The following is a 20,533-nucleotide window of genomic DNA, read 5'->3' as shown; positions in this document are numbered from 1 at the left end:
CGAATGCGAAGTGGAAGGAAGGTAACGCATCATGGAGCATATCGCGTTATACCGGGCTTGGCGTCCCCAGTCGTTTCAAGATATGGTGGGACAACAGCATATTATTCAGACCTTGCAGAACGCGATTCGTGAACAGCGGACTTCCCATGCCTACTTGTTTAGCGGGCCCAGAGGAACAGGGAAGACGAGTGCCGCCAAGATTTTGGCCAAAGCTGTAAACTGCGAACGCGGGCCTGCGCCTGAGCCTTGTAACGAGTGTGAAGCTTGCCGCAGGATTACGACTGGCGCTGTGATGGATGTGCAGGAAATTGATGCCGCATCCAACCGTGGCGTTGAAGAAATCCGCGATCTTCGGGAAAAGGTGAAATACGCCCCGACTGAAGTCCGGCAGAAAGTGTATATTATTGACGAAGTGCACATGCTGACGACAGAGGCATTCAATGCGCTGCTCAAAACATTGGAAGAGCCTCCGCCACATGTGATGTTTATTTTGGCAACGACAGAACCCCATCGTCTTCCGGCAACAATTATTTCTCGCTGTCAGCGATTTGATTTTCGCAGAGTGTCTCTGGAAGAACAGACAGCACGACTTACGCTGATCTGTGAACAGGAAGGCATGGAAGCCGATCAGGACGCACTCCAGTATATTGCCCGTCTGTCTGACGGGGGAATGAGGGACGCACTCAGTGTCCTGGATCAGATCTCTTCCTTTACAGATGGAAGGGTGACCTATCAGCAGGTTATGGATATGACCGGAGGCATTCCTTCCGAACAGTTTGCAAAGTTGGCTGCTTCTCTGCTCAAGGGCGATGTAGGTCATATTTTGCAGATGATCGAAGGGTTCATGCATGAAGGTAAGAGTGCGGACAAGTGCATGGAAAATTTGCTTTATTATTTCCGTGATTTGCTTATGATTAAGATGGTGCCGGATGCCGATAAACTGACGGATCGGGTACTTAACCCCGAGTCGTTCCGTGATATGGCGGAATCATTCACCAAGGAACAGCTGTTCCAGATGATTGATACACTTAACCGGTACCAGAGTGAGATGAAATATGCAGTACAGCCGCAGACGCTGTTTGAAGTAGCTCTCCTTAAACTGTGCAGTATTCCTGCTCAAGGGGCGTCATCGGGTCAGATGGCGGATTCGGCCGGCGCTGCTCCTGCTGTATCCGCGCCAGTGGATGGCGGGGAGATCAACCGACTGAAGCAACAGCTTGCTGAACTGGAGAAAAAGCTGGATCGTGCGCTTAAGAGCGGTTTGTCTGGGGGAGAGGCTGCATCAAGTGCTCCTTCACGCCCGGCAACACGAGCTCCGGTGTCGAGAGGCAATTCGCCAGCGAAGTTACCTGCACAGCTTGATCAGTATGTTGCACGTAAGGGATCTCCTGAGTTTACGGAGGTTAGCAAGAAGTGGGGGCAGATCCTGCAGCGCGTCAAAGAAGAGAAAGTAACCGTTCACGCCTGGTTTATGGATGGTGAACCTGTATCGGTGCTGGAAGACAATGTTCTGGTGGCGTTTAAGAACAACATCCACCGTGAAACTACGGAGAAGCAGGCTAATCGCGAAGTGATTGAACGGGTGCTGTCTGAACAGCTTGGACGTTCAGCGCGTCTTGTGACGATGATGCTCAAAGATTGGACTGGAGCGATGGAAGGAGCTGCTGAAACGCCAAAGGAGGACTTTAAGCTTGAACCTGAGCATGAAGACGGCGGTTCAGGCAACAAGCAGCCTTGGATTGATGAAGCCATCCAGCTCTTTGGTGAGGACCTTGTAGTGATCAAAGAATAGATATACATGCGCCTGGCGCGATAACTATACCAAAGGAGATGAATAATCATGAACAACATGAACCAAATGATGAAACAAGTGAAGAAAATGCAGGAGCAAATGCTGAAGGCACAGGAGGAACTGGCGGACAAAACAGTCCAAGGTACTTCTGGTGGCGGTGTTGTAACTGCTGAAGTTAACGGACATAAGAAATTGCTGGCGATCACTATCAAGCCAGAAGCGGTTGATCCAGAAGATGTAGAAATGCTGCAGGATCTGGTTATGACAGCAGTCAATGACGCAATGACCAAAGCGGATGAAATTGCGAACCAGGATATGGGTAAATTCACAGGCGGTATGAAAATTCCGGGATTATTTTAATTAAAATTGATCCTATCAAAGGAGACGCAATCGATTGTATTATCCCGAACCGATAGCGAAGCTGATTGATGCTTTCACCCGTTTGCCGGGTGTTGGCCCCAAGACTGCGGCGCGACTAGCTTTTCATGTGCTTAACATGAAGGAAGATGACGTTATTGATTTTGCCAAAGCGCTCGTCAGTGTGAAGCGGAATCTTCATTACTGTTCGGTGTGTTGTAATATTACGGATACTGACCCGTGTCGGATCTGTCAGGATAAATCCAGGGATGTCTCGGTAATCTGTGTCGTTCAGGATTCCAAAGATTTGGTGGCTATGGAGCGTACCAAGGAATTTGACGGATACTATCATGTGCTGCAGGGTGCAATCTCTCCTATGGAGGGGATAGGTCCGGATGATATCCGTCTGAAGGAACTATTGACCCGTTTAAGCGATGAGCGAGTTAAAGAACTGATTCTGGCTACAAATCCGAATATCGAAGGTGAGGCCACGGCGATGTATATTTCTCGTCTGGTCCGTCCGTTTGAGATCTCGGTGACTCGGATTGCCCATGGATTGCCTGTTGGGGGCGACCTGGAGTATGCGGATGAAGTGACTCTTTCCAAGGCGCTGGAAGGGCGCAGGGAAATGAGATAGCTGTGCGTGTTTCTTATTAAGAGTATGCGCCTATAATGATTGATTTCCTAATTGAAAAGAATAGATAAGTTTGGATTACTTAGAGAGCCCTTTAGGCTCTCTTTTTTTTGTTTTAATACTCTTTCTAACGTCGCTTAAATGTAAAGTCTCTCATTTCTACTGATGTATGTTTATTAGTCTATAGAATTTCTCGTTGAGATTAAATTAACGATTCATTAAATTGTTTAGCTCAGTTCTAAGTTTGTCCTTTCCCTGATATGTATGAGAATATGTCGTGCTGATTAGGAGGGAGCGAGCTTATGTTTATATGGCGAAATATAGGAAGATCGGTGGAGAAGCGTGAAAGAATGCTAAAGGAGATGGAAGAGGAACAGATTTATTCAGATATACAGAAAGCCAAGGCAGAGTGGGAACGGGCTGTCAGACAGTTTGAAGAGGCGCAGGGGCAGGATGAGATTGATTATGCGATCTATGTGCTGGAGGCCGCGGAGCGTAAATATCAGATTCATTTGAAGCGTGCTAAACGTGTAGGGATTAATAAGGCAGTTATAGGTGATCGAGGGATGGGCATGTAGGTGGACGTGTGACATTCAATTATGGGGGTGTTAAGTATGAAGAGTCTTATATTAGGCAGTGTGCTTGTTATGTCGTTACTAGGGTTGATAATCATCTTGTTTAGAAAACGGATTGTGCTATCCTTCTTTACATCATTCGGGATTCATCTGGTACTGGCTGCGGTGGGGATATATGTTGTTAATTATTCTGGTTGGATCACTGGAGCATACATCCCGCTGAACCCTGCCACAATAGGCACTGTAAGCATTCTAGGACTGCCGGGTGTTGGTTTATTATTGGGTTTGAAAATTTCTTTGTTTGGGTAGTTGACTCCTTCGATGTTTATATGGTACATTATATCTCGTTGCTTTGCTTGCTTGGTTAAATGCTTTTGACGAAATGATTGAGTTTGATAAGAACTCGAAAAAAGAATTTCAAAAAAAGCTTGACTGAAACAAACGAAGTATGGTATATTATAAAAGTCGCCGCTGAGAGAAAATGGTGACGAAAAAGCAAGAAAATTATTAAGTTTGATCTTTGAAAACTGAACAACGAGTGAGTAACGATCTTGCTTGCAAGATCGACGCTGAGAAATCGGTACACGTCTTCGGGCTGTATGCTTTCAAAGCAAAATAAATGAGATTTTTAATCTCGTCAGTTTCAAAATGAGCTTATCGCTCTTTTCAATACTTTATTGGAGAGTTTGATCCTGGCTCAGGACGAACGCTGGCGGCATGCCTAATACATGCAAGTCGAGCGGACTTGATGAGAAGCTTGCTTCTCTGATGGTTAGCGGCGGACGGGTGAGTAACACGTAGGCAACCTGCCCTCAAGCTTGGGACAACTACCGGAAACGGTAGCTAATACCGAATAGTTGTTTTCTTCTCCTGAAGGAAACTGGAAAGACGGAGCAATCTGTCACTTGGGGATGGGCCTGCGGCGCATTAGCTAGTTGGTGGGGTAATGGCTCACCAAGGCGACGATGCGTAGCCGACCTGAGAGGGTGATCGGCCACACTGGGACTGAGACACGGCCCAGACTCCTACGGGAGGCAGCAGTAGGGAATCTTCCGCAATGGGCGAAAGCCTGACGGAGCAATGCCGCGTGAGTGATGAAGGTTTTCGGATCGTAAAGCTCTGTTGCCAGGGAAGAACGCTTGGGAGAGTAACTGCTCTCAAGGTGACGGTACCTGAGAAGAAAGCCCCGGCTAACTACGTGCCAGCAGCCGCGGTAATACGTAGGGGGCAAGCGTTGTCCGGAATTATTGGGCGTAAAGCGCGCGCAGGCGGTCATTTAAGTCTGGTGTTTAATCCCGGGGCTCAACCCCGGATCGCACTGGAAACTGGGTGACTTGAGTGCAGAAGAGGAGAGTGGAATTCCACGTGTAGCGGTGAAATGCGTAGATATGTGGAGGAACACCAGTGGCGAAGGCGACTCTCTGGGCTGTAACTGACGCTGAGGCGCGAAAGCGTGGGGAGCAAACAGGATTAGATACCCTGGTAGTCCACGCCGTAAACGATGAGTGCTAGGTGTTAGGGGTTTCGATACCCTTGGTGCCGAAGTTAACACATTAAGCACTCCGCCTGGGGAGTACGGTCGCAAGACTGAAACTCAAAGGAATTGACGGGGACCCGCACAAGCAGTGGAGTATGTGGTTTAATTCGAAGCAACGCGAAGAACCTTACCAGGTCTTGACATCCCTCTGACCGGTACAGAGATGTACCTTTCCTTCGGGACAGAGGAGACAGGTGGTGCATGGTTGTCGTCAGCTCGTGTCGTGAGATGTTGGGTTAAGTCCCGCAACGAGCGCAACCCTTGATCTTAGTTGCCAGCACTTCGGGTGGGCACTCTAAGGTGACTGCCGGTGACAAACCGGAGGAAGGTGGGGATGACGTCAAATCATCATGCCCCTTATGACCTGGGCTACACACGTACTACAATGGCCGGTACAACGGGCTGTGAAGCCGCGAGGTGGAACGAATCCTAAAAAGCCGGTCTCAGTTCGGATTGCAGGCTGCAACTCGCCTGCATGAAGTCGGAATTGCTAGTAATCGCGGATCAGCATGCCGCGGTGAATACGTTCCCGGGTCTTGTACACACCGCCCGTCACACCACGAGAGTTTATAACACCCGAAGTCGGTGGGGTAACCGCAAGGAGCCAGCCGCCGAAGGTGGGATAGATGATTGGGGTGAAGTCGTAACAAGGTAGCCGTATCGGAAGGTGCGGCTGGATCACCTCCTTTCTATGGAGAATCGTTTCCCGCGTGGAAACATTCAAATACAAAATCTAGCCAGGTCGGCTAGTTACTCACTCGTTGCTCAGTTTTGAGAGCTCAAACTCTCAAACGTTTGGTGGCGATAGCGAAGGGGTTCCACACGTTCCCATCCCGAACACGACCGTTAAGCCCTTCAGCGTCAATGGTACTTGGACCGCAGGGTCCTGGGAGAGTAGAACGCCGCCAAGCGTAAACCCATTACGGGTTTCAATATGATATATAATGTGGGCCCTTAGCTCAGTTGGTTAGAGCGCACCTCTGATAAGGGTGAGGCCGGTGGTTCGAGTCCACCAGGGCCCACCATGTATACCTTAAAATCTAATATGGGGCCATAGCTCAGCTGGGAGAGCGCCTGCCTTGCAAGCAGGAGGTCAGCGGTTCGATCCCGCTTGGCTCCACCAACAAGATTTTACAAGCTTGTTCTTTGAAAACTAGATATCGAAACGAAATTTTGCGATTTAGAACATTCCTTTTTAAGCTGAACTTGTGTTAAAACAAGTTTCAATAAAAACGGTAGATTGCATGAGCAAGTGATCGAAATGGAGCGACTTTTGGCTTTGGACGTAGTCCAAAACAAGCGGAGCGACAGCTCGAACACGAGCGGAATGGTTAAGCTACTAAGAGCACACGGAGGATGCCTAGGCGCTAGGAGCCGATGAAGGACGTGGCGAACAACGAAACTGCCTCGGGGAGCTGTAAGCAAGCTTTGATCCGGGGGTGTCCGAATGGGGAAACCCAGCTGGGGTAATTTCCAGTTACTCATAACTGAATACATAGGTTATGCAGAGGCATACCAGGGGAACTGAAACATCTAAGTACCCTGAGGAAGAGAAAACAATAGTGATTCCGTCAGTAGCGGCGAGCGAACGCGGAGAAGCCCAAACCAGAGAGCTTGCTCTCTGGGGTTGTGGGACATCTCACATGGAGTTACAAAGGAGCCGGTTAAACGAAGAGGTCTGGAAAGGCCCGCCAAAGAAGGTAAAAGCCCTGTACTTGAAAGTCTGTTCTCTCCGAGATGTATCCCGAGTAGTGCGGGGCACGTGAAACCCCGTATGAATCCGGCAGGACCATCTGCCAAGGCTAAATACTTCCTAGCGACCGATAGTGAAGCAGTACCGTGAGGGAAAGGTGAAAAGCACCCCGGAAGGGGAGTGAAATAGAACCTGAAACCGTGTGCTTACAAAAAGTCAGAGCCCGTTTTAGGGGTGATGGCGTGCCTTTTGTAGAATGAACCGGCGAGTTACGTTCCCGTGCAAGGTTAAGGTGAAGAGCCGGAGCCGCAGCGAAAGCGAGTCTGAATAGGGCGATGTAGTACGTGGACGTAGACCCGAAACCGGGTGATCTACCCCTGTCCAGGGTGAAGGTGCGGTAACACGCACTGGAGGCCCGAACCCACGCACGTTGAAAAGTGCGGGGATGAGGTGGGGGTAGCGGAGAAATTCCAATCGAACTCGGAGATAGCTGGTTCTCCCCGAAATAGCTTTAGGGCTAGCCTCGGAAAACAGAGTCGTGGAGGTAGAGCACTGATTGGGTGCGGGGCCCGCAAGGGTTACCAAGCTCAGTCAAACTCCGAATGCCATAGACTTACTTCCGGGAGTCAGACAGTGAGTGCTAAGATCCATTGTCAAAAGGGAAACAGCCCAGACCATCAGCTAAGGTCCCCAAGTGTGTGTTAAGTGGGAAAGGATGTGGAGTTGCACAGACAACCAGGATGTTGGCTTAGAAGCAGCCACCATTGAAAGAGTGCGTAATAGCTCACTGGTCGAGTGACTCTGCGCCGAAAATGTAACGGGGCTAAACACACCACCGAAGCTATGGCTTGATGCTTGCATCAGGGGTAGGGGAGCGTTGTATAAGGGTTGAAGGTGTACCGTAAGGAGCGCTGGACATTATACAAGTGAGAATGCCGGTATGAGTAACGAAAAGATCAGTGAGAATCTGATCCGCCGAAAGCCTAAGGGTTCCTGAGGAAGGCTCGTCCGCTCAGGGTAAGTCGGGACCTAAGGCGAGGCCGAAAGGCGTAGTCGAAGGACAACAGGTCGAAATTCCTGTACCACCGTAAGCCGTTATGAGCAATGGGGGGACGCAGCAGGGTAGTGACGCGGACTGATGGATGTCCGTCTAAGCAGTGAGGCTGATGTGTAGGCAAATCCGCACATCGTAAGGCTGGACTGTGATGGGGAGCGAAAATTATAGTAGCGAAGGTCATGATCTCACACTGCCAAGAAAAGCCTCTAGCCAGGTGATGGTGCCCGTACCGCAAACCGACACAGGTAGGCGAGAAGAGAATTCTAAGGCGCGCGGAAGAACTCTCGTTAAGGAACTCGGCAAAATGACCCCGTAACTTCGGGAGAAGGGGTGCCCCGGTAGTGTGAATAGCACGAGGGGGCCGCAGTGAAAAGGCCCAAGCGACTGTTTAGCAAAAACACAGGTCTGTGCGAAGCCGTAAGGCGAAGTATACGGGCTGACGCCTGCCCGGTGCTGGAAGGTTAAGGGGAGCGGTTAGGAGCAATCCGAAGCTGTGAACCGAAGCCCCAGTAAACGGCGGCCGTAACTATAACGGTCCTAAGGTAGCGAAATTCCTTGTCAGGTAAATTCTGACCCGCACGAATGGCGTAACGACTTGGGCGCTGTCTCAACGAGAGATCCGGTGAAATTTTAATACCTGTGAAGATGCAGGTTACCCGCGACAAGACGGAAAGACCCCATGGAGCTTTACTGCAGCTTGATATTGAATTTGGGTACGATCTGTACAGGATAGGTGGGAGCCTTTGAAACGTGAGCGCCAGCTTGCGTGGAGGCACCGTTGGGATACCACCCTGATCGTATCTAGGTTCTAACCTGGTACCGTAATCCGGTGCGGGGACAGTGTCAGGTGGGCAGTTTGACTGGGGCGGTCGCCTCCTAAAGAGTAACGGAGGCGCCCAAAGGTTCCCTCAGAATGGTTGGAAATCATTCGAAGAGTGCAAAGGCATAAGGGAGCTTGACTGCGAGACCTACAAGTCGAGCAGGGACGAAAGTCGGGCTTAGTGATCCGGTGGTACCGCATGGAAGGGCCATCGCTCAACGGATAAAAGCTACCCTGGGGATAACAGGCTTATCTCCCCCAAGAGTCCACATCGACGGGGAGGTTTGGCACCTCGATGTCGGCTCATCGCATCCTGGGGCTGAAGTAGGTCCCAAGGGTTGGGCTGTTCGCCCATTAAAGCGGTACGCGAGCTGGGTTCAGAACGTCGTGAGACAGTTCGGTCCCTATCTGTCGTGGGCGTAGGAAATTTGAGAGGAGCTGTCCTTAGTACGAGAGGACCGGGATGGACGTACCGCTGGTGTACCAGTTGTTCCGCCAGGAGCACCGCTGGGTAGCTATGTACGGAAGGGATAAGCGCTGAAAGCATCTAAGCGTGAAGCCCCCCTCAAGATGAGATTTCCCAGTATGTAAGACCCCTTGAAGACGACGAGGTAGATAGGCTGGGGGTGGAAGTGCAGCAATGCATGGAGCTGACCAGTACTAATCGGTCGAGGGCTTATCCAAGATATGCAGGTTGTAACTCGCAAAGTTCGTTTCGGATCTAGTTTTCAGGGAGCAATCCTTGTAAGCATTGTTCATGATTGTCTATTTGGAGAGATACCCAAGTGGCTATAAGGGGACCCTCTGCTAAGGGGTTAGACTGCGTAAGCGGTGCGAGGGTTCGAATCCCTCTCTCTCCGCCATCTTTACCTAAGATGGACAAGCAATCAAGATCAATATTATTAATATGGCGGTGTAGCTCAGCTGGCTAGAGCGTACGGTTCATACCCGTGAGGTCGGGGGTTCGATCCCCTCCGCCGCTACCATATTACCCAGGAGGCTTAGCTCAGCTGGGAGAGCATCTGCCTTACAAGCAGAGGGTCGGGGGTTCGATCCCCTCAGCCTCCACCATATACGCCGGTGTAGCTCAACTGGTAGAGCAACTGACTTGTAATCAGTAGGTTGGGGGTTCAAGTCCTCTCGCCGGCACCATTAATGCCTGGAACCGTGGTGTAGTTGGCCTAACATGCCTGCCTGTCACGCAGGAGATCGCGGGTTCGAATCCCGTCGGTTCCGCCATTAATCTAAAAAATTAAATAAGGCTCGGTAGCTCAGTCGGTAGAGCAGAGGACTGAAAATCCTCGTGTCGGCGGTTCGATTCCGTCCCGAGCCACCATGTAATCCTGGAGGATTAGCGAAGTGGCCAAACGCATCAGACTGTAAATCTGCTCCCGTACGGGTTCGGTGGTTCGAATCCATCATCCTCCACCAGTTTTTCGAGTCATTAGCTCAGTTGGTAGAGCACCTGACTTTTAATCAGGGTGTCGAAGGTTCGAGCCCTTCATGACTCATCTTTTAAGAAAGAGTGATTGATCATTAATTTGATCAATCACTCTTTTTTGTTATAGATAAATAAATTATTAATGTGGAAACCTATGATAACGACTGAAAAAGGCGATGCTGCGCAAGATATGATAAAATAATAGAAAAAAGCAGAGTGGTGGCGTTCATTATATGAAGCTCATACCTGATCTAAAACAACAAATTGAAGCAATTATAGGTACTACATTGGACGAATCCGTGATAACTATAGAAGAATGGAATCAATATGGATCAAGCTCAACTCACCGTAGAACGGTCCCAGTGGCTCATAATACTCTTACAAAAGAAGCCGAAGGTTTCATGCAGGATGATGAGATGATGGATGGTTTGGATACGGATGTAAGCAGTTGGTGTATAGGAGACCGTATCTATTTTAAAGTTGGGATGAACGAGAAAGAAGGTACTGTTTTATATTGGGCATGCTCTGTTAATGCCGTTACGCTGGAAGTACAGCGTTTAATTGAACTTCTCATTAGTAGTCATAGGGAAGCGCTAGATGAAGAACAGCCAGTGATTTATGAAAACGATAGAGAACAACAGCTTGCTGAATTGGGACAATGGCTTCGGAAGCAGATCGAGCAAAAAGTCCAGCAGGAACCCATTCCGGATCATTATTCGCTGGATGGAGAATTGAACACAGAGAAAATCCCATTTTTGCTGCAATGTGAGACACCTGATGCTCATCGCATACGTTCGAAGGAATTGAATAAGTTGCTCGAAAGTTACTTCGGAGAAGAAATTATACTGATTCCTGTAGGAGAGCAGGAGTGGGTTTTTCTAGGTGATGAACAGATTGTCACTGGCGAAGCTGAAGAGGATACAACAGAAGCCAGAAAGGACTTATTGAATGCCTTTTGTCAGGGGCTCTATGAATTGGTTGCCAGCGAGTGGGCGGGTGTGTTTCATTTGTCTGCATCCTTACCGTGTATCCCTGCAAAGCAGCTATCTCCTGTCACGGCACTTCTTCAAGAGAGTGTTCACTTGGGCAGGGCTTTCCATGTCGCACAACACATCCATCTCCCTTGGGATCTGCAACTCGAACGTTTGGTAGATAGCATTCCTGTGCAACAGCGTCTTCGTTTTATACAGGAAACGGGCAGAGGCACTGTGTTATTTAATGATAGTGAGGCACTGGCTACGCTGGAGACCTTCTTCAATCTCGATTGTAATGTCAGCGAGACGGCCAAGCGACTCTTCATTCATCGAAATACCTTGGTATATCGTTTGGATAAGATCAAACAGGAGATCGGATATGATGTCAGAAACTTCGAAAGTGCTGTTCTGGTGCGACTTTTATTGCTTATGTACAAAGTGACGAAAAAGCTTTGATATTTTTGTGCAGTTTGCGAATAGTCAAACATCATGTAAATGGGTTAATATAAAACTACAAAATGTATTCGATTACAAAATGATCTCTGAGGAGGCAACAATCATGGCTGGTGTACGTTTAGAGCATATTTTCAAAAAATACCCGGGTTCTGATAAAGCAACAGTAGTTGATATTAACCTGGACATTAAAGATAAAGAGTTTCTGGTACTGGTAGGTCCGTCCGGTTGTGGTAAATCAACAACACTGCGTATGATCGCAGGCCTTGAGGAAATTTCTGAAGGTAAACTCTATATCGGTGACCGTGTCGTTAATGACGTTGCTCCTAAAGACCGCGATATCGCGATGGTATTCCAATCCTATGCCTTGTATCCGCATATGAGCGTATACCAAAACATGGCGTTTGGTCTGAAATTGCGTAAAGTGAAAAAAGATGAGATCGACAAACGTGTACGTGAAGCAGCTAAAATCCTGGATATCGAGCATTTGCTTGAGCGTAAACCTAAGGCATTGTCCGGTGGTCAACGTCAGCGTGTCGCTCTGGGACGTGCGATCGTCCGTGATCCACAAGTGTTCTTGATGGATGAGCCTCTCTCCAACTTGGATGCCAAACTGCGTGGTCAAATGCGTGCTGAGATCACTAAACTTGCGAAACGTTTGGAAACAACTGTTATCTACGTAACGCATGACCAGATTGAAGCAATGACAATGGGTGATCGGATCGTTGTTATGAAGGATGGTATCATCCAACAAGCAGCTTCTCCGGAAGAGCTTTACAACCACCCTGCTAACTTGTTCGTAGCTGGTTTCATCGGTTCCCCGACAATGAACTTTATCTCGGGTAAATTGGCTGAGCAAGGTGCTAGCCTGCATTTCGTAGCTCCTGGTGTGGACGTTGAAATCCCACAAGGTAAAGCACAAGTGCTGAAATCAAGAGGATACATTGGCAAAGAAGTCATTCTGGGTGTTCGTCCAGAAGACATTCACGAAGAGCCAGTATTCCTGGAAGCATCCCCGAACTCTGTATTCTCTACACACGTAGACGTAACAGAGAACCTGGGTCACGAAATGCTCCTCTACTTGAGCGGTGTAGGTAACGACACTACAATCGCACGTGTAGACGGACGTTCCAACACTCGTGATGGTTCCACAGTTAAAATGGCAATTGACATGAACAAAGTTCATATCTTTGACAAAGAGACTGAAGCAAACGTTCTTCTTCAAGACTAATAGTACTGAGATTCATCGGTAACGATGGAATCTATCAGTTAATGCAATTATACATTGTAATCTGAGCCCCTTCCGTTATTGCTGGAAGGGGCTTTTTTACTCTTAAACGGGTGGAAGCCAAGATTGCATTCATCCCGGAATTCATTTAAGATTATTTGAAGGTTAGATGCTGTAACAAACAACATGAATGCGCTATTAAGGCAATGGAATGACGCTTATGCTGATGTACATAGAGGGCAGCGAATGCTGAAAGGAAGAGACAAATGGCGAAAAAAGTGAAAGTATCTGAATTGGTACAACAGTTCCAGTTGGAGGTTGTTTCTGGATCTCACGGACTGAAGAGAGTCATTACTGTAGACGATTTGAACCGTCCTGGCCTGGAAATGGCCGGTTATTTTGAATATCATCCACAAGAACGGGTACAGCTGCTTGGTCGAACAGAGCTGGCCTTTTTTGCAATGTTGCCGGAAGATGAGCGCCGTGATCGGATGCAGCGCCTTTGTACGGAAGAAACGCCATGTATCGTAGTAACCCGAGGACTTGAAGTGCCACAGGAACTGATTGACATCAGTGAAGAACAGAACCTGGCCGTGCTTCGCAGCAACATGGCTACAACGATTCTATCCAGCCGGATTACTGGATTCCTGGAGAAGAAACTAGCGCCTACAGCAACAATTCACGGTGTACTCTGTGATGTGTATGGTGTAGGGATGTTGATCACGGGAAGCAGCGGCATTGGTAAGAGTGAGACTGCACTGGAACTTGTGAAACGTGGTCACCGATTGATTGCCGATGATGCGGTAGAAATTCGTCAGACATCAGACTTCCAGCTGCATGGAACTGCACCAGAATTGATCCGTCACCTGCTTGAGATCCGTGGCGTCGGCATCATCAACGTAATGACATTGTTCGGTGCGGGAGCGGTACGTAATAACAAACGAATTACACTGGTTGTTCGTCTGGAAGCTTGGCAGCAGGATAAACAATATGATCGTCTTGGTCTGGATGAAGAGACGACTCGCATCATTGACACAGATGTACCACTTGTAACGATTCCTGTTCGTCCGGGACGGAACTTGGCTGTTATCATTGAAGTAGCGGGAATGAACTATCGCTTGAAACAGATGGGTCTGAATGCTGCACTGCAATTTACGAACAAGCTGACAGCAACGATCTCTGAAGATATGGAAGACATGGACTAAGAAGAGAAGGACCTATTATATGATTAAAGGCCAATTGATGATGTGTTCTACTTCTGTATAGAGTGGTGGAGACATGCAGCAATTGGTCATGCTTGTGAATGAGTCAATTTATAGGAGTGTGAATGAATGGATACATTATTACTGTTGAACCCGATTGCGTTCTCCATCGGAGCGTTAAAGGTTCACTGGTACGGGCTTATACTCGGTACAGCGGCACTTGTAGGTTTGCTGCTTGTCATCCGGGAAGGCAAACGGTATAACATTCCGCAGGAAGTGTTCATGGACATGGTTCTGCTTGGTGTGCCTTCTGCCATTATCGGTGCCCGCATATACTACGTGGCATTTCGATGGGACGATTATAAGGATAATTTGTGGGATGTCTTTAAAATATGGAATGGTGGTATCGCCATATATGGCGCACTGATTGGTGCAATCATATGTGCAGTCATTTTCTTCCGTCGTAAAGGGTATAATTTCTGGCGCATGGCCGACATCTGTGCACCTGGATTGATCGTTGGACAAATGATCGGACGCTGGGGTAACTTTGTAAACCAAGAGGCCTATGGTGGTCCTGTAGAAGAATCATTTTTGAGAGACAAGCTTCATTTGCCAGACTTTATCGTTAATCAGATGAATGTGGAAGGTGTATTCCATCATCCTGCATTTTTGTATGAATCGATGTGGAGTCTTGTTGGTTTGGTCATCTTGCTGGTGCTTCGTCGTCAGAAGTTTCTGCGTGCTGGTGAGCTGTTTATGTCCTATTTTATCTGGTACTCGATCGGTCGTTTCTTTATCGAAGCGCTGCGTACCGACAGTCTGGGATTCCAGGCTCCTCAATGGGTTGCCTCCATGGTTAATGGATTATGGTCACCGATGACAGCTATGGGCTTCGAGCAAGGATATCTTGATCCAGCCTATGGTAACGTAAGAATTTCGCAGCTGCTGGCTATTGGGATCATTATTGTTGCGGTAGTCTTCATCGTCGTGAGAAGAATGACAGGCAAGGCAAATGTACGTTATAGTGATCCGATTGTATCTTCCAAGGTTCCTTCAGAATCATCGGATGATATGGTGCACACAGGCCCGGTTGCAGGTAAAGAGGACACGGTAACTCCAGTCTCGACCAAAGAGGATCTGAAGCAAGCTGAAGAGAAAAAGGAGTAATGCAACATGATTGACACGGTTTTGTTTGATCTGGATGGAACGATTATTGATACGAATGAGTTAATTATTAACTCTTTCCTTCATGTAATGGAGGATTTGCAGTTATCCACCCCTTGGACACGCGAACAGATCATTCCTCATATGGGGGGAACACTGGAGAATCAGATGCGTACGTTCTCTGGGAAAGAGGACGTTGCGGAGTATGTCAAAGGATATCGGGCATACAACGACGTTCATCATGAGGCGATGGTTCAGCCGTTTCCTCACGTAATTGAGGTCATTGAAGCTCTTCATGAGGCAGGAATCGTGATGGGTGTTGTCACGACAAAGATTCGTCCATCTACTCTTAAGGTGCTGGAGCGTTTCGACCTGTTGAAGTATATGAAATCGATTGTGACAGTTACCGATGTAACCAATCCCAAACCGCATGCTGAACCGGTCCTGAAGGCGATCGAAGAGTTGGGTGCAGATCCGTCCAAAACATTGATGGTGGGTGACAGCCCAGTCGATATTCAATCGGCACAGAATGCGGGTGCGCTTGCGGCAGGCGTAGCCTGGTCCCTTAAGGGAGAGACCGTATTAAGCGGATATAACCCGGATTACATTTTGCACGACATGAAGGACTTGCTTAAGCTGATTGAAACGGAACGTTCATGAGAAAAGTAACCCGCTATCCCGTAGAAGGCCATAACGCACTTTGGCATATCTATAAGACTGTGAGTCCGTGGAAAGGCGTGCGCAATTTTATCTGGATTCAGTTGTCACGGTACTGTCCGATTCTATCGGTCAAGAACTGGATCTATCGTCGCATGCTTGGCATGAAGGTGGGTAAACATACGGCGTTTGGATTGATGGTGATGGTTGATGTTTTCTTTCCGGAGAAAATTACGGTAGGCGAAAATTCCGTCATTGGTTACAACACCACGATCCTGGCTCACGAGTATCTTATTAAAGAGTACAGACTCGGTGAGGTAATTATCGGGGAAAATGTACTGATCGGTGCAAATTCAACCATCCTGCCGGGTGTGACCATCGGAGACGGTGCGGTTGTAGCTGCAGGTGCAGTCGTTCATAAGGATGTAGCTCCGGGAGCTTTTGTAGGCGGGAATCCACTTCGTGATCTGTCTCGCTCCAATGCTTCAGCAGAGGAGATTGTCATAAAGGCTGATGAGTAATGATTTTGGGAGACGGCCTGCGGATATATTAGAAAAGATTATCACAAAGAATACACGGACGAAAATTAACCTGAATGGTTCAGTCAGGGAAGAGCAATAAGTCGAACGACTGGAGTAAGAAAGCTGCTGATGGCAGCTTTTTTCGTATACAGATAATTAGATTCATGTTTAGAAATGGCATCAAATTGGAGGATGTAGTACAAGCACCTCAAAGGGGCTGTATTGTTGACGATGGATGGTCATTCATGTTATCATATCCCATATCCTTTAGTTTGTTAGCACTTTACCATGTTAAAGAAATAGGACAGAAGTTAAGTATAGTTAAGCATCAATGAACATGTACTAAACATTTTCTGAAAGCTGCCTGGCAGCAACGATAAGAATTCAGGTTACAAGATAGAACGGGGATTTACACTACATAAATCCTGTTGAAATAGAACGTCTACCAATCTTAAATTACTGACTCGGGGTGAATAATACCAATGTCCAAACCAAAAGGCTTTGAAAAACCGACAGGTTTTCGTGACTATACACCACATGTGGTGACCAAGCTGCGAACCATTGAGCGGAATGTACTGGAATGCATGGAACGCTGGGGTTACCGTCAAATCATTACGCCAACGATTGAATACTACGATACCGTAGGTGTAGCGAGTTCCACATCGGATCGCAAGCTGTTTAAATTATTGAACAGTCGCGGGACTACGCTGGTACTAAGATCAGATCTGACAGCTCCGATTGCACGGGTGGTCTCTTCTCTATTGAAGGATGAGCAGCTTCCTCTGCGTCTGTCCTATCATGCAAATGTGTTTCGTTCCATTGAAGAGGAAGCGGGGCGTGAGGCAGAATTTTTCCAAACGGGTGTAGAGCTTGTCGGTGATGATTCGCCGGAAGCAGATGCAGAAGTTGTAGCACTTGCGATCGCTTCTTTGCAGGCAGCGGGTGTATCTTCCTTTAAAATTGCGATGGGTCATATGGGATTTCTGAACGGATTACTGGAAGAAGTCATTCCGGGTCAAACGGTACAACAGGAACAGTTGAAAGAAGGATTGCTGGGACGTGATTATGTCGGCTATCGCCAATCCATTGAAGCATTGAATCTAGAACCGAAACTGAAGGAGCAGCTTGAAGCCATTTTGCGTCTGCGTGGCGGTAAAGAAGTATGTACACACGCAGCAGAGCTGAGTTCAAGTACTGAAGCAGCACAGTCCATTGCGCATCTCTGTGCAGTATTCGAGGTGTTGGAAGCGTATGGTGTCTCTGAGCATGTATTGATTGATCTGACGATGATTGGTGATTTCTCCTATTATACAGGCATGACGTTTGAAGGGTATGCGGCAGAGCTAGGATCCCCGGTATGCAGCGGTGGACGATATGATAATCTGTTACAGCAGTTTGGCCGTTCATTACCGGCTACAGGGTTTGCACTCAAAACAAACCGGATTATCGATGGTGTTCATGGAATTACGATGGAAGAGAAGAAGCCTGTCCTTATTCAATATACTTCGGAACGCCGGGCAGAGGCTCTAACGGAGGCGGCGAGACTACGCAGCATCGGTCAAAATGTAGTCACGTCTCTGCTTTCGGAAGATGAGGCAGAGGTAAGTGTAACAAAAGTTGGTGCCATAACTGGTGGGAAGACGATTCAGAATGAACAGGTTATCACGTTCGCATCTGAAGAAGGAGGAGGACGCTGAGATGTCGGATATTTTGAAGGTAGCTATGCCGAAGGGCCGAATCTATAAGAAAGCCTCCAAACTGTTCCGCGAAGCAGGGCTTGATATTCCGGTAGACGTGGACGATACGCGCAAATTGGTTATCGAAGTGCCGGAAGCGGGAATGGAGTTCATCATGGCGAAGCCTGTAGACGTGCCAACGTATGTGGAGTATGGAGTAGCGGATATTGGTATAGTGGGTAAAGACGTTCTGCTTGAGGAAAATCGGGACGTATACGAATTGTTGAACCTGGGAATCGCACAGTGTCGCATGTCTGTTATTGGACTACCGGACTGGACGCCTGGCATTCAGCAGCGGGTTGCAACAAAGTACCCGAGGATTGCCTCCCAGTATTTCCGCGAGCAAGGACAGCAGGTGGAAGTGATCAAACTGAACGGTTCCATCGAACTGGCGCCACTGATCGGTCTGGCTGACCGGATTGTCGATCTGGTAGAGACGGGTCAGACGCTGCGTGAGAACGGACTCGTGGAGATGACGGGTATTCTGGATATTACAAGCCGCCTTATTGCCAATCGGGTCAGCTATCGGATGAAGAACGCACGGATTCAGGCATTATGCGATGCTCTCCAGCAGGTTATTCCAGCCTCGAATGAGGTGTCGGCAGGAATTTATCGGGGGTAAATGCGGCGTATAAGAATGTATCTTGCACGGTGGAATGAGTTCATTCATCTGCAATTGATCATATAGGACATATGGGCATTAGTGGTATTAAAGAAATTAAAATTTCACAGGCATTACTAGGACGGACAGGGAGGATGTACGCATGAAAATTGTACCTGCACGGGAGTTTGATCTGAAGCGGGAAGTCGAATACGGTACAACGGAGCAAAATGAAGCGGTACGGCGCATTGTCAGCGACATTCGCCGGGAAGGAGATGCGGCACTGCTGCGTTACACAGAGCAGCTTGATCGCACGAAGCTGACGGCTGCTGATCTGCGCGTGCCGCAGGAAGAGCTGCAGGCGGCTTATGCAGCCGTGGAGCCTTCCTTCGTGACGGCGATCCGTCAGGCCGCCGCGAACATTCGTGCGTTTCATGAGAAGCAGAAACGCAACTCATGGATGGATTGGCAGCCGGACGGCAGTCTGCTGGGCCAGGTGATCCGGCCGCTGAAGCGGGTCGGCGTGTATGTACCTGGCGGCAAAGCAGCGTACCCTTCGTCGGTGCTGATGAATGTGATACCGGCACAGGTGGCTGGCGTGCCGGAGATTGTTATGGTGACGCCGCCGTCAACAAACGGCGGCGAAGGCATTAACCCGTACATTCTCGTGGCTGCTGCGGAAGCAGGCGTGAGCGAGATGTACCGGGTTGGCGGCGCTCAGGCGATCGCCGCCCTCGCTTACGGCACGGAGAGTATTGCCCCGGTCGACAAGATCTGTGGACCGGGCAATATTTACGTGGCGCTCGCGAAGCGCGAGGTGTACGGCGCAGTCGATATCGATAGTATCGCCGGGCCGAGTGAGATTGTGGTGCTCGCCGATGATACGGCGAATCCGGTGTATGTCGCCGCAGACCTGTTGTCGCAGGCGGAGCATGACGAGATGGCATCGGCCATTCTCGTCACGACCTCGGCCGTGCTGGCGGAAGCCGTGCAGGCCGAAGTGCAGCAGCAGCTGGAAGTGCTGCCGCGGCGCGATATCGCTGCTGCTTCCGTGGAGCAGCATGGCGCGATTATTGTGGTCGATTCCATCGATGAGGGAATCGATGTGGTGAACCGGCTCGCACCGGAGCATCTGGAGATCATGGTGCAGGAGCCGATGGCTTACGCTGGCCGGATCGAGAATGCTGGAGCAATCTTCCTCGGCCCGTATAGCTCGGAGCCGGTAGGGGATTATTTTGCCGGACCGAATCACATCATTCCGACAAATGGAACGGCCCGTTTCAGTTCACCTGTGGACGTGGATGATTTTATCAAAAAATCGAGTTTGATCTATTACAGCAAGGAAGCGCTGTTCCAAAATGGAGCGGCTATTATAGAGCTTGCCCGGAATGAAGGGTTCGAAGGACACGCCCGTGCGATCGCTGTACGGTTAGAACAGGAAGGAAAGGCGGAATCGGATAATGGATAAGCAGGATAATGGTTTGGACCTTCAGAATAAGGGTGCTGTACGTCAGGCAGAGGTAGACCGCAAAACAAATGAAACGAACATTCAGCTTTCTTTTGCTGTAGATGGAACCGGGGAATCCGAGATTGAAACGGACGTACCTTTCCTGAATCATATGCTCGATCTGTTCACAAAGCATGGCCAATTCGATCTGAACGTACAGGCGCGCGGCGATGTTGATATTGATGACCACCACACGGTGGAGGATATCGGGATCTGTTTGGGACAGACTCTTCGTGAAGCATTGGGTGACAAGCGGGGCATCAAACGTTATGCTAGTGTATTTGTGCCGATGGATGAGGCTCTCGCTCAGGTAGTCATCGATGTCAGCAACCGCCCTCACTTTGAGTACCGTGCACAATACCCTTCTCAGCAAGTGGGCAGCTTCTCAACAGAGCTGGTACATGAGTTCCTGTGGAAACTGGCGCTGGAAGCGCGCATTACATTGCACGTTATCGTGCACTACGGACAAAATACACATCACATGATCGAGGCGATCTTCAAAGCACTGGGACGTGCATTGGATGAGGCAACAACGATTGATCCACGTGTAACAGGTGTGCCTTCCACGAAGGGAGTGCTGTAGA

Annotated in this window: 15 protein-coding genes, 10 tRNA genes and 3 rRNA genes; all 28 read left to right on the top strand. The window is 48.7% G+C overall.

All coding sequences use genetic code 11. The features are described 5' to 3' along the window. Positions 1-31 precede the first annotated feature (31 nt). The 28 genes from dnaX (at position 32) to hisB (ending at position 20,532) form a co-directional block, all read left to right on the top strand. The gene (gene dnaX, locus HW560_RS04745; protein WP_179262214.1) at positions 32-1,792 is read left to right on the top strand and encodes a DNA polymerase III subunit gamma/tau; all 1,761 of its coding nucleotides are present in this window, start codon (positions 32-34) and stop codon (positions 1,790-1,792) included. 48 nt (positions 1,793-1,840) lie between these two features. Beyond that, positions 1,841-2,152 carry a YbaB/EbfC family nucleoid-associated protein gene (locus HW560_RS04740; protein WP_024628773.1) on the top strand — a complete coding sequence of 104 codons (312 nt, stop codon included), beginning with the start codon at positions 1,841-1,843 and terminating at the stop codon, positions 2,150-2,152. Positions 2,153-2,186: 34 nt separating this feature from the next. Continuing rightward, positions 2,187-2,786, top strand: a complete 600-nt coding sequence (gene recR / locus HW560_RS04735) for a recombination mediator RecR (protein WP_062329683.1) — start codon at positions 2,187-2,189, stop codon at positions 2,784-2,786. A gap of 347 nt (positions 2,787-3,133) precedes the next feature. After that, on the top strand, positions 3,134-3,361 hold the full coding sequence (locus tag HW560_RS04730; RefSeq protein WP_110002508.1) for a DUF2508 family protein: 228 nt from the start codon (positions 3,134-3,136) through the stop codon (positions 3,359-3,361). Between the two features lie 36 nt (positions 3,362-3,397). Further along, positions 3,398-3,667 (top strand): pro-sigmaK processing inhibitor BofA family protein, encoded by a 270-nt coding sequence (locus tag HW560_RS04725; protein ID WP_179262212.1) that lies wholly within the window; start codon positions 3,398-3,400, stop codon positions 3,665-3,667. A gap of 365 nt (positions 3,668-4,032) precedes the next feature. Next, positions 4,033-5,584: ribosomal RNA gene (locus HW560_RS04720) — 16S ribosomal RNA — on the top strand. A 105-nt stretch (positions 5,585-5,689) separates the two neighbouring features. Beyond that, positions 5,690-5,806 (top strand): 5S ribosomal RNA (rrf, locus tag HW560_RS04715). Positions 5,807-5,843: 37 nt separating this feature from the next. Next, a tRNA-Ile gene (locus HW560_RS04710) sits at positions 5,844-5,920 on the top strand. A 22-nt stretch (positions 5,921-5,942) separates the two neighbouring features. Then, a tRNA-Ala gene (locus HW560_RS04705) sits at positions 5,943-6,018 on the top strand. Between the two features lie 206 nt (positions 6,019-6,224). After that, positions 6,225-9,149 (top strand): 23S ribosomal RNA (locus tag HW560_RS04700). The 16S, 23S and 5S rRNA genes sit together here with 10 tRNA genes alongside, the layout of an rRNA operon. 87 nt (positions 9,150-9,236) lie before the next feature. Further along, positions 9,237-9,328 (top strand) — tRNA-Ser (locus HW560_RS04695). Positions 9,329-9,374: 46 nt separating this feature from the next. Then, positions 9,375-9,451: transfer RNA gene (locus HW560_RS04690), tRNA-Met, on the top strand. A gap of 9 nt (positions 9,452-9,460) precedes the next feature. Beyond that, positions 9,461-9,536, top strand: a tRNA-Val gene (locus HW560_RS04685). A 5-nt stretch (positions 9,537-9,541) separates the two neighbouring features. After that, positions 9,542-9,617: transfer RNA gene (locus HW560_RS04680), tRNA-Thr, on the top strand. 9 nt (positions 9,618-9,626) lie between these two features. Then, positions 9,627-9,704 (top strand) — tRNA-Asp (locus HW560_RS04675). 21 nt (positions 9,705-9,725) lie between these two features. Then, positions 9,726-9,801 (top strand) — tRNA-Phe (locus HW560_RS04670). Between the two features lie 9 nt (positions 9,802-9,810). Continuing rightward, positions 9,811-9,896, top strand: a tRNA-Tyr gene (locus HW560_RS04665). 7 nt (positions 9,897-9,903) lie between these two features. Continuing rightward, positions 9,904-9,976: transfer RNA gene (locus tag HW560_RS04660), tRNA-Lys, on the top strand. Between the two features lie 163 nt (positions 9,977-10,139). Continuing rightward, on the top strand, positions 10,140-11,336 hold the full coding sequence (locus HW560_RS04655; protein ID WP_257031707.1) for a PucR family transcriptional regulator: 1,197 nt from the start codon (positions 10,140-10,142) through the stop codon (positions 11,334-11,336). Positions 11,337-11,439: 103 nt separating this feature from the next. Next, positions 11,440-12,564, top strand: a complete 1,125-nt coding sequence (locus HW560_RS04650; RefSeq protein WP_076292011.1) for an ABC transporter ATP-binding protein — start codon at positions 11,440-11,442, stop codon at positions 12,562-12,564. A gap of 263 nt (positions 12,565-12,827) precedes the next feature. Then, complete coding sequence (gene hprK, locus HW560_RS04645; RefSeq protein ID WP_063566521.1) at positions 12,828-13,766, top strand: HPr(Ser) kinase/phosphatase; 939 nt, start codon at positions 12,828-12,830, stop codon at positions 13,764-13,766. 126 nt (positions 13,767-13,892) lie between these two features. Next, a complete protein-coding gene (gene lgt, locus HW560_RS04640) occupies positions 13,893-14,930 on the top strand; it encodes a prolipoprotein diacylglyceryl transferase (RefSeq protein ID WP_090904943.1) in 1,038 nt (345 codons plus the stop codon). Between the two features lie 6 nt (positions 14,931-14,936). Beyond that, on the top strand, positions 14,937-15,587 hold the full coding sequence (gene ppaX / locus HW560_RS04635; RefSeq protein WP_090904945.1) for a pyrophosphatase PpaX: 651 nt from the start codon (positions 14,937-14,939) through the stop codon (positions 15,585-15,587). Then, complete coding sequence (locus tag HW560_RS04630; protein WP_076292007.1) at positions 15,584-16,105, top strand: acyltransferase; 522 nt, start codon at positions 15,584-15,586, stop codon at positions 16,103-16,105. Before ppaX ends, HW560_RS04630 begins: the two co-directional genes overlap by 4 nt. Before the next feature lie 482 nt (positions 16,106-16,587). After that, positions 16,588-17,802, top strand: a complete 1,215-nt coding sequence (locus HW560_RS04625) for an ATP phosphoribosyltransferase regulatory subunit (protein ID WP_090904949.1) — start codon at positions 16,588-16,590, stop codon at positions 17,800-17,802. A gap of 1 nt (position 17,803) precedes the next feature. Next, positions 17,804-18,463, top strand: coding sequence for an ATP phosphoribosyltransferase (hisG, locus tag HW560_RS04620; protein ID WP_090904951.1), 660 nt, complete (start codon positions 17,804-17,806; stop codon positions 18,461-18,463). Between the two features lie 142 nt (positions 18,464-18,605). After that, on the top strand, positions 18,606-19,910 hold the full coding sequence (gene hisD / locus HW560_RS04615) for a histidinol dehydrogenase (protein WP_179262210.1): 1,305 nt from the start codon (positions 18,606-18,608) through the stop codon (positions 19,908-19,910). Next, positions 19,903-20,532: an imidazoleglycerol-phosphate dehydratase HisB gene (hisB, locus tag HW560_RS04610; protein WP_179262208.1), complete on the top strand. Its 630-nt coding sequence runs from the start codon at positions 19,903-19,905 to the stop codon at positions 20,530-20,532. Before hisD ends, hisB begins: the two co-directional genes overlap by 8 nt. Position 20,533 lies beyond the last annotated feature (1 nt).

It is taken from the genome of Paenibacillus sp. E222 (assembly GCF_013401555.1).
Lineage (GTDB): Bacteria > Bacillota > Bacilli > Paenibacillales > Paenibacillaceae > Paenibacillus.
This window is presented reverse-complemented; position numbering and strand designations above follow the sequence as displayed.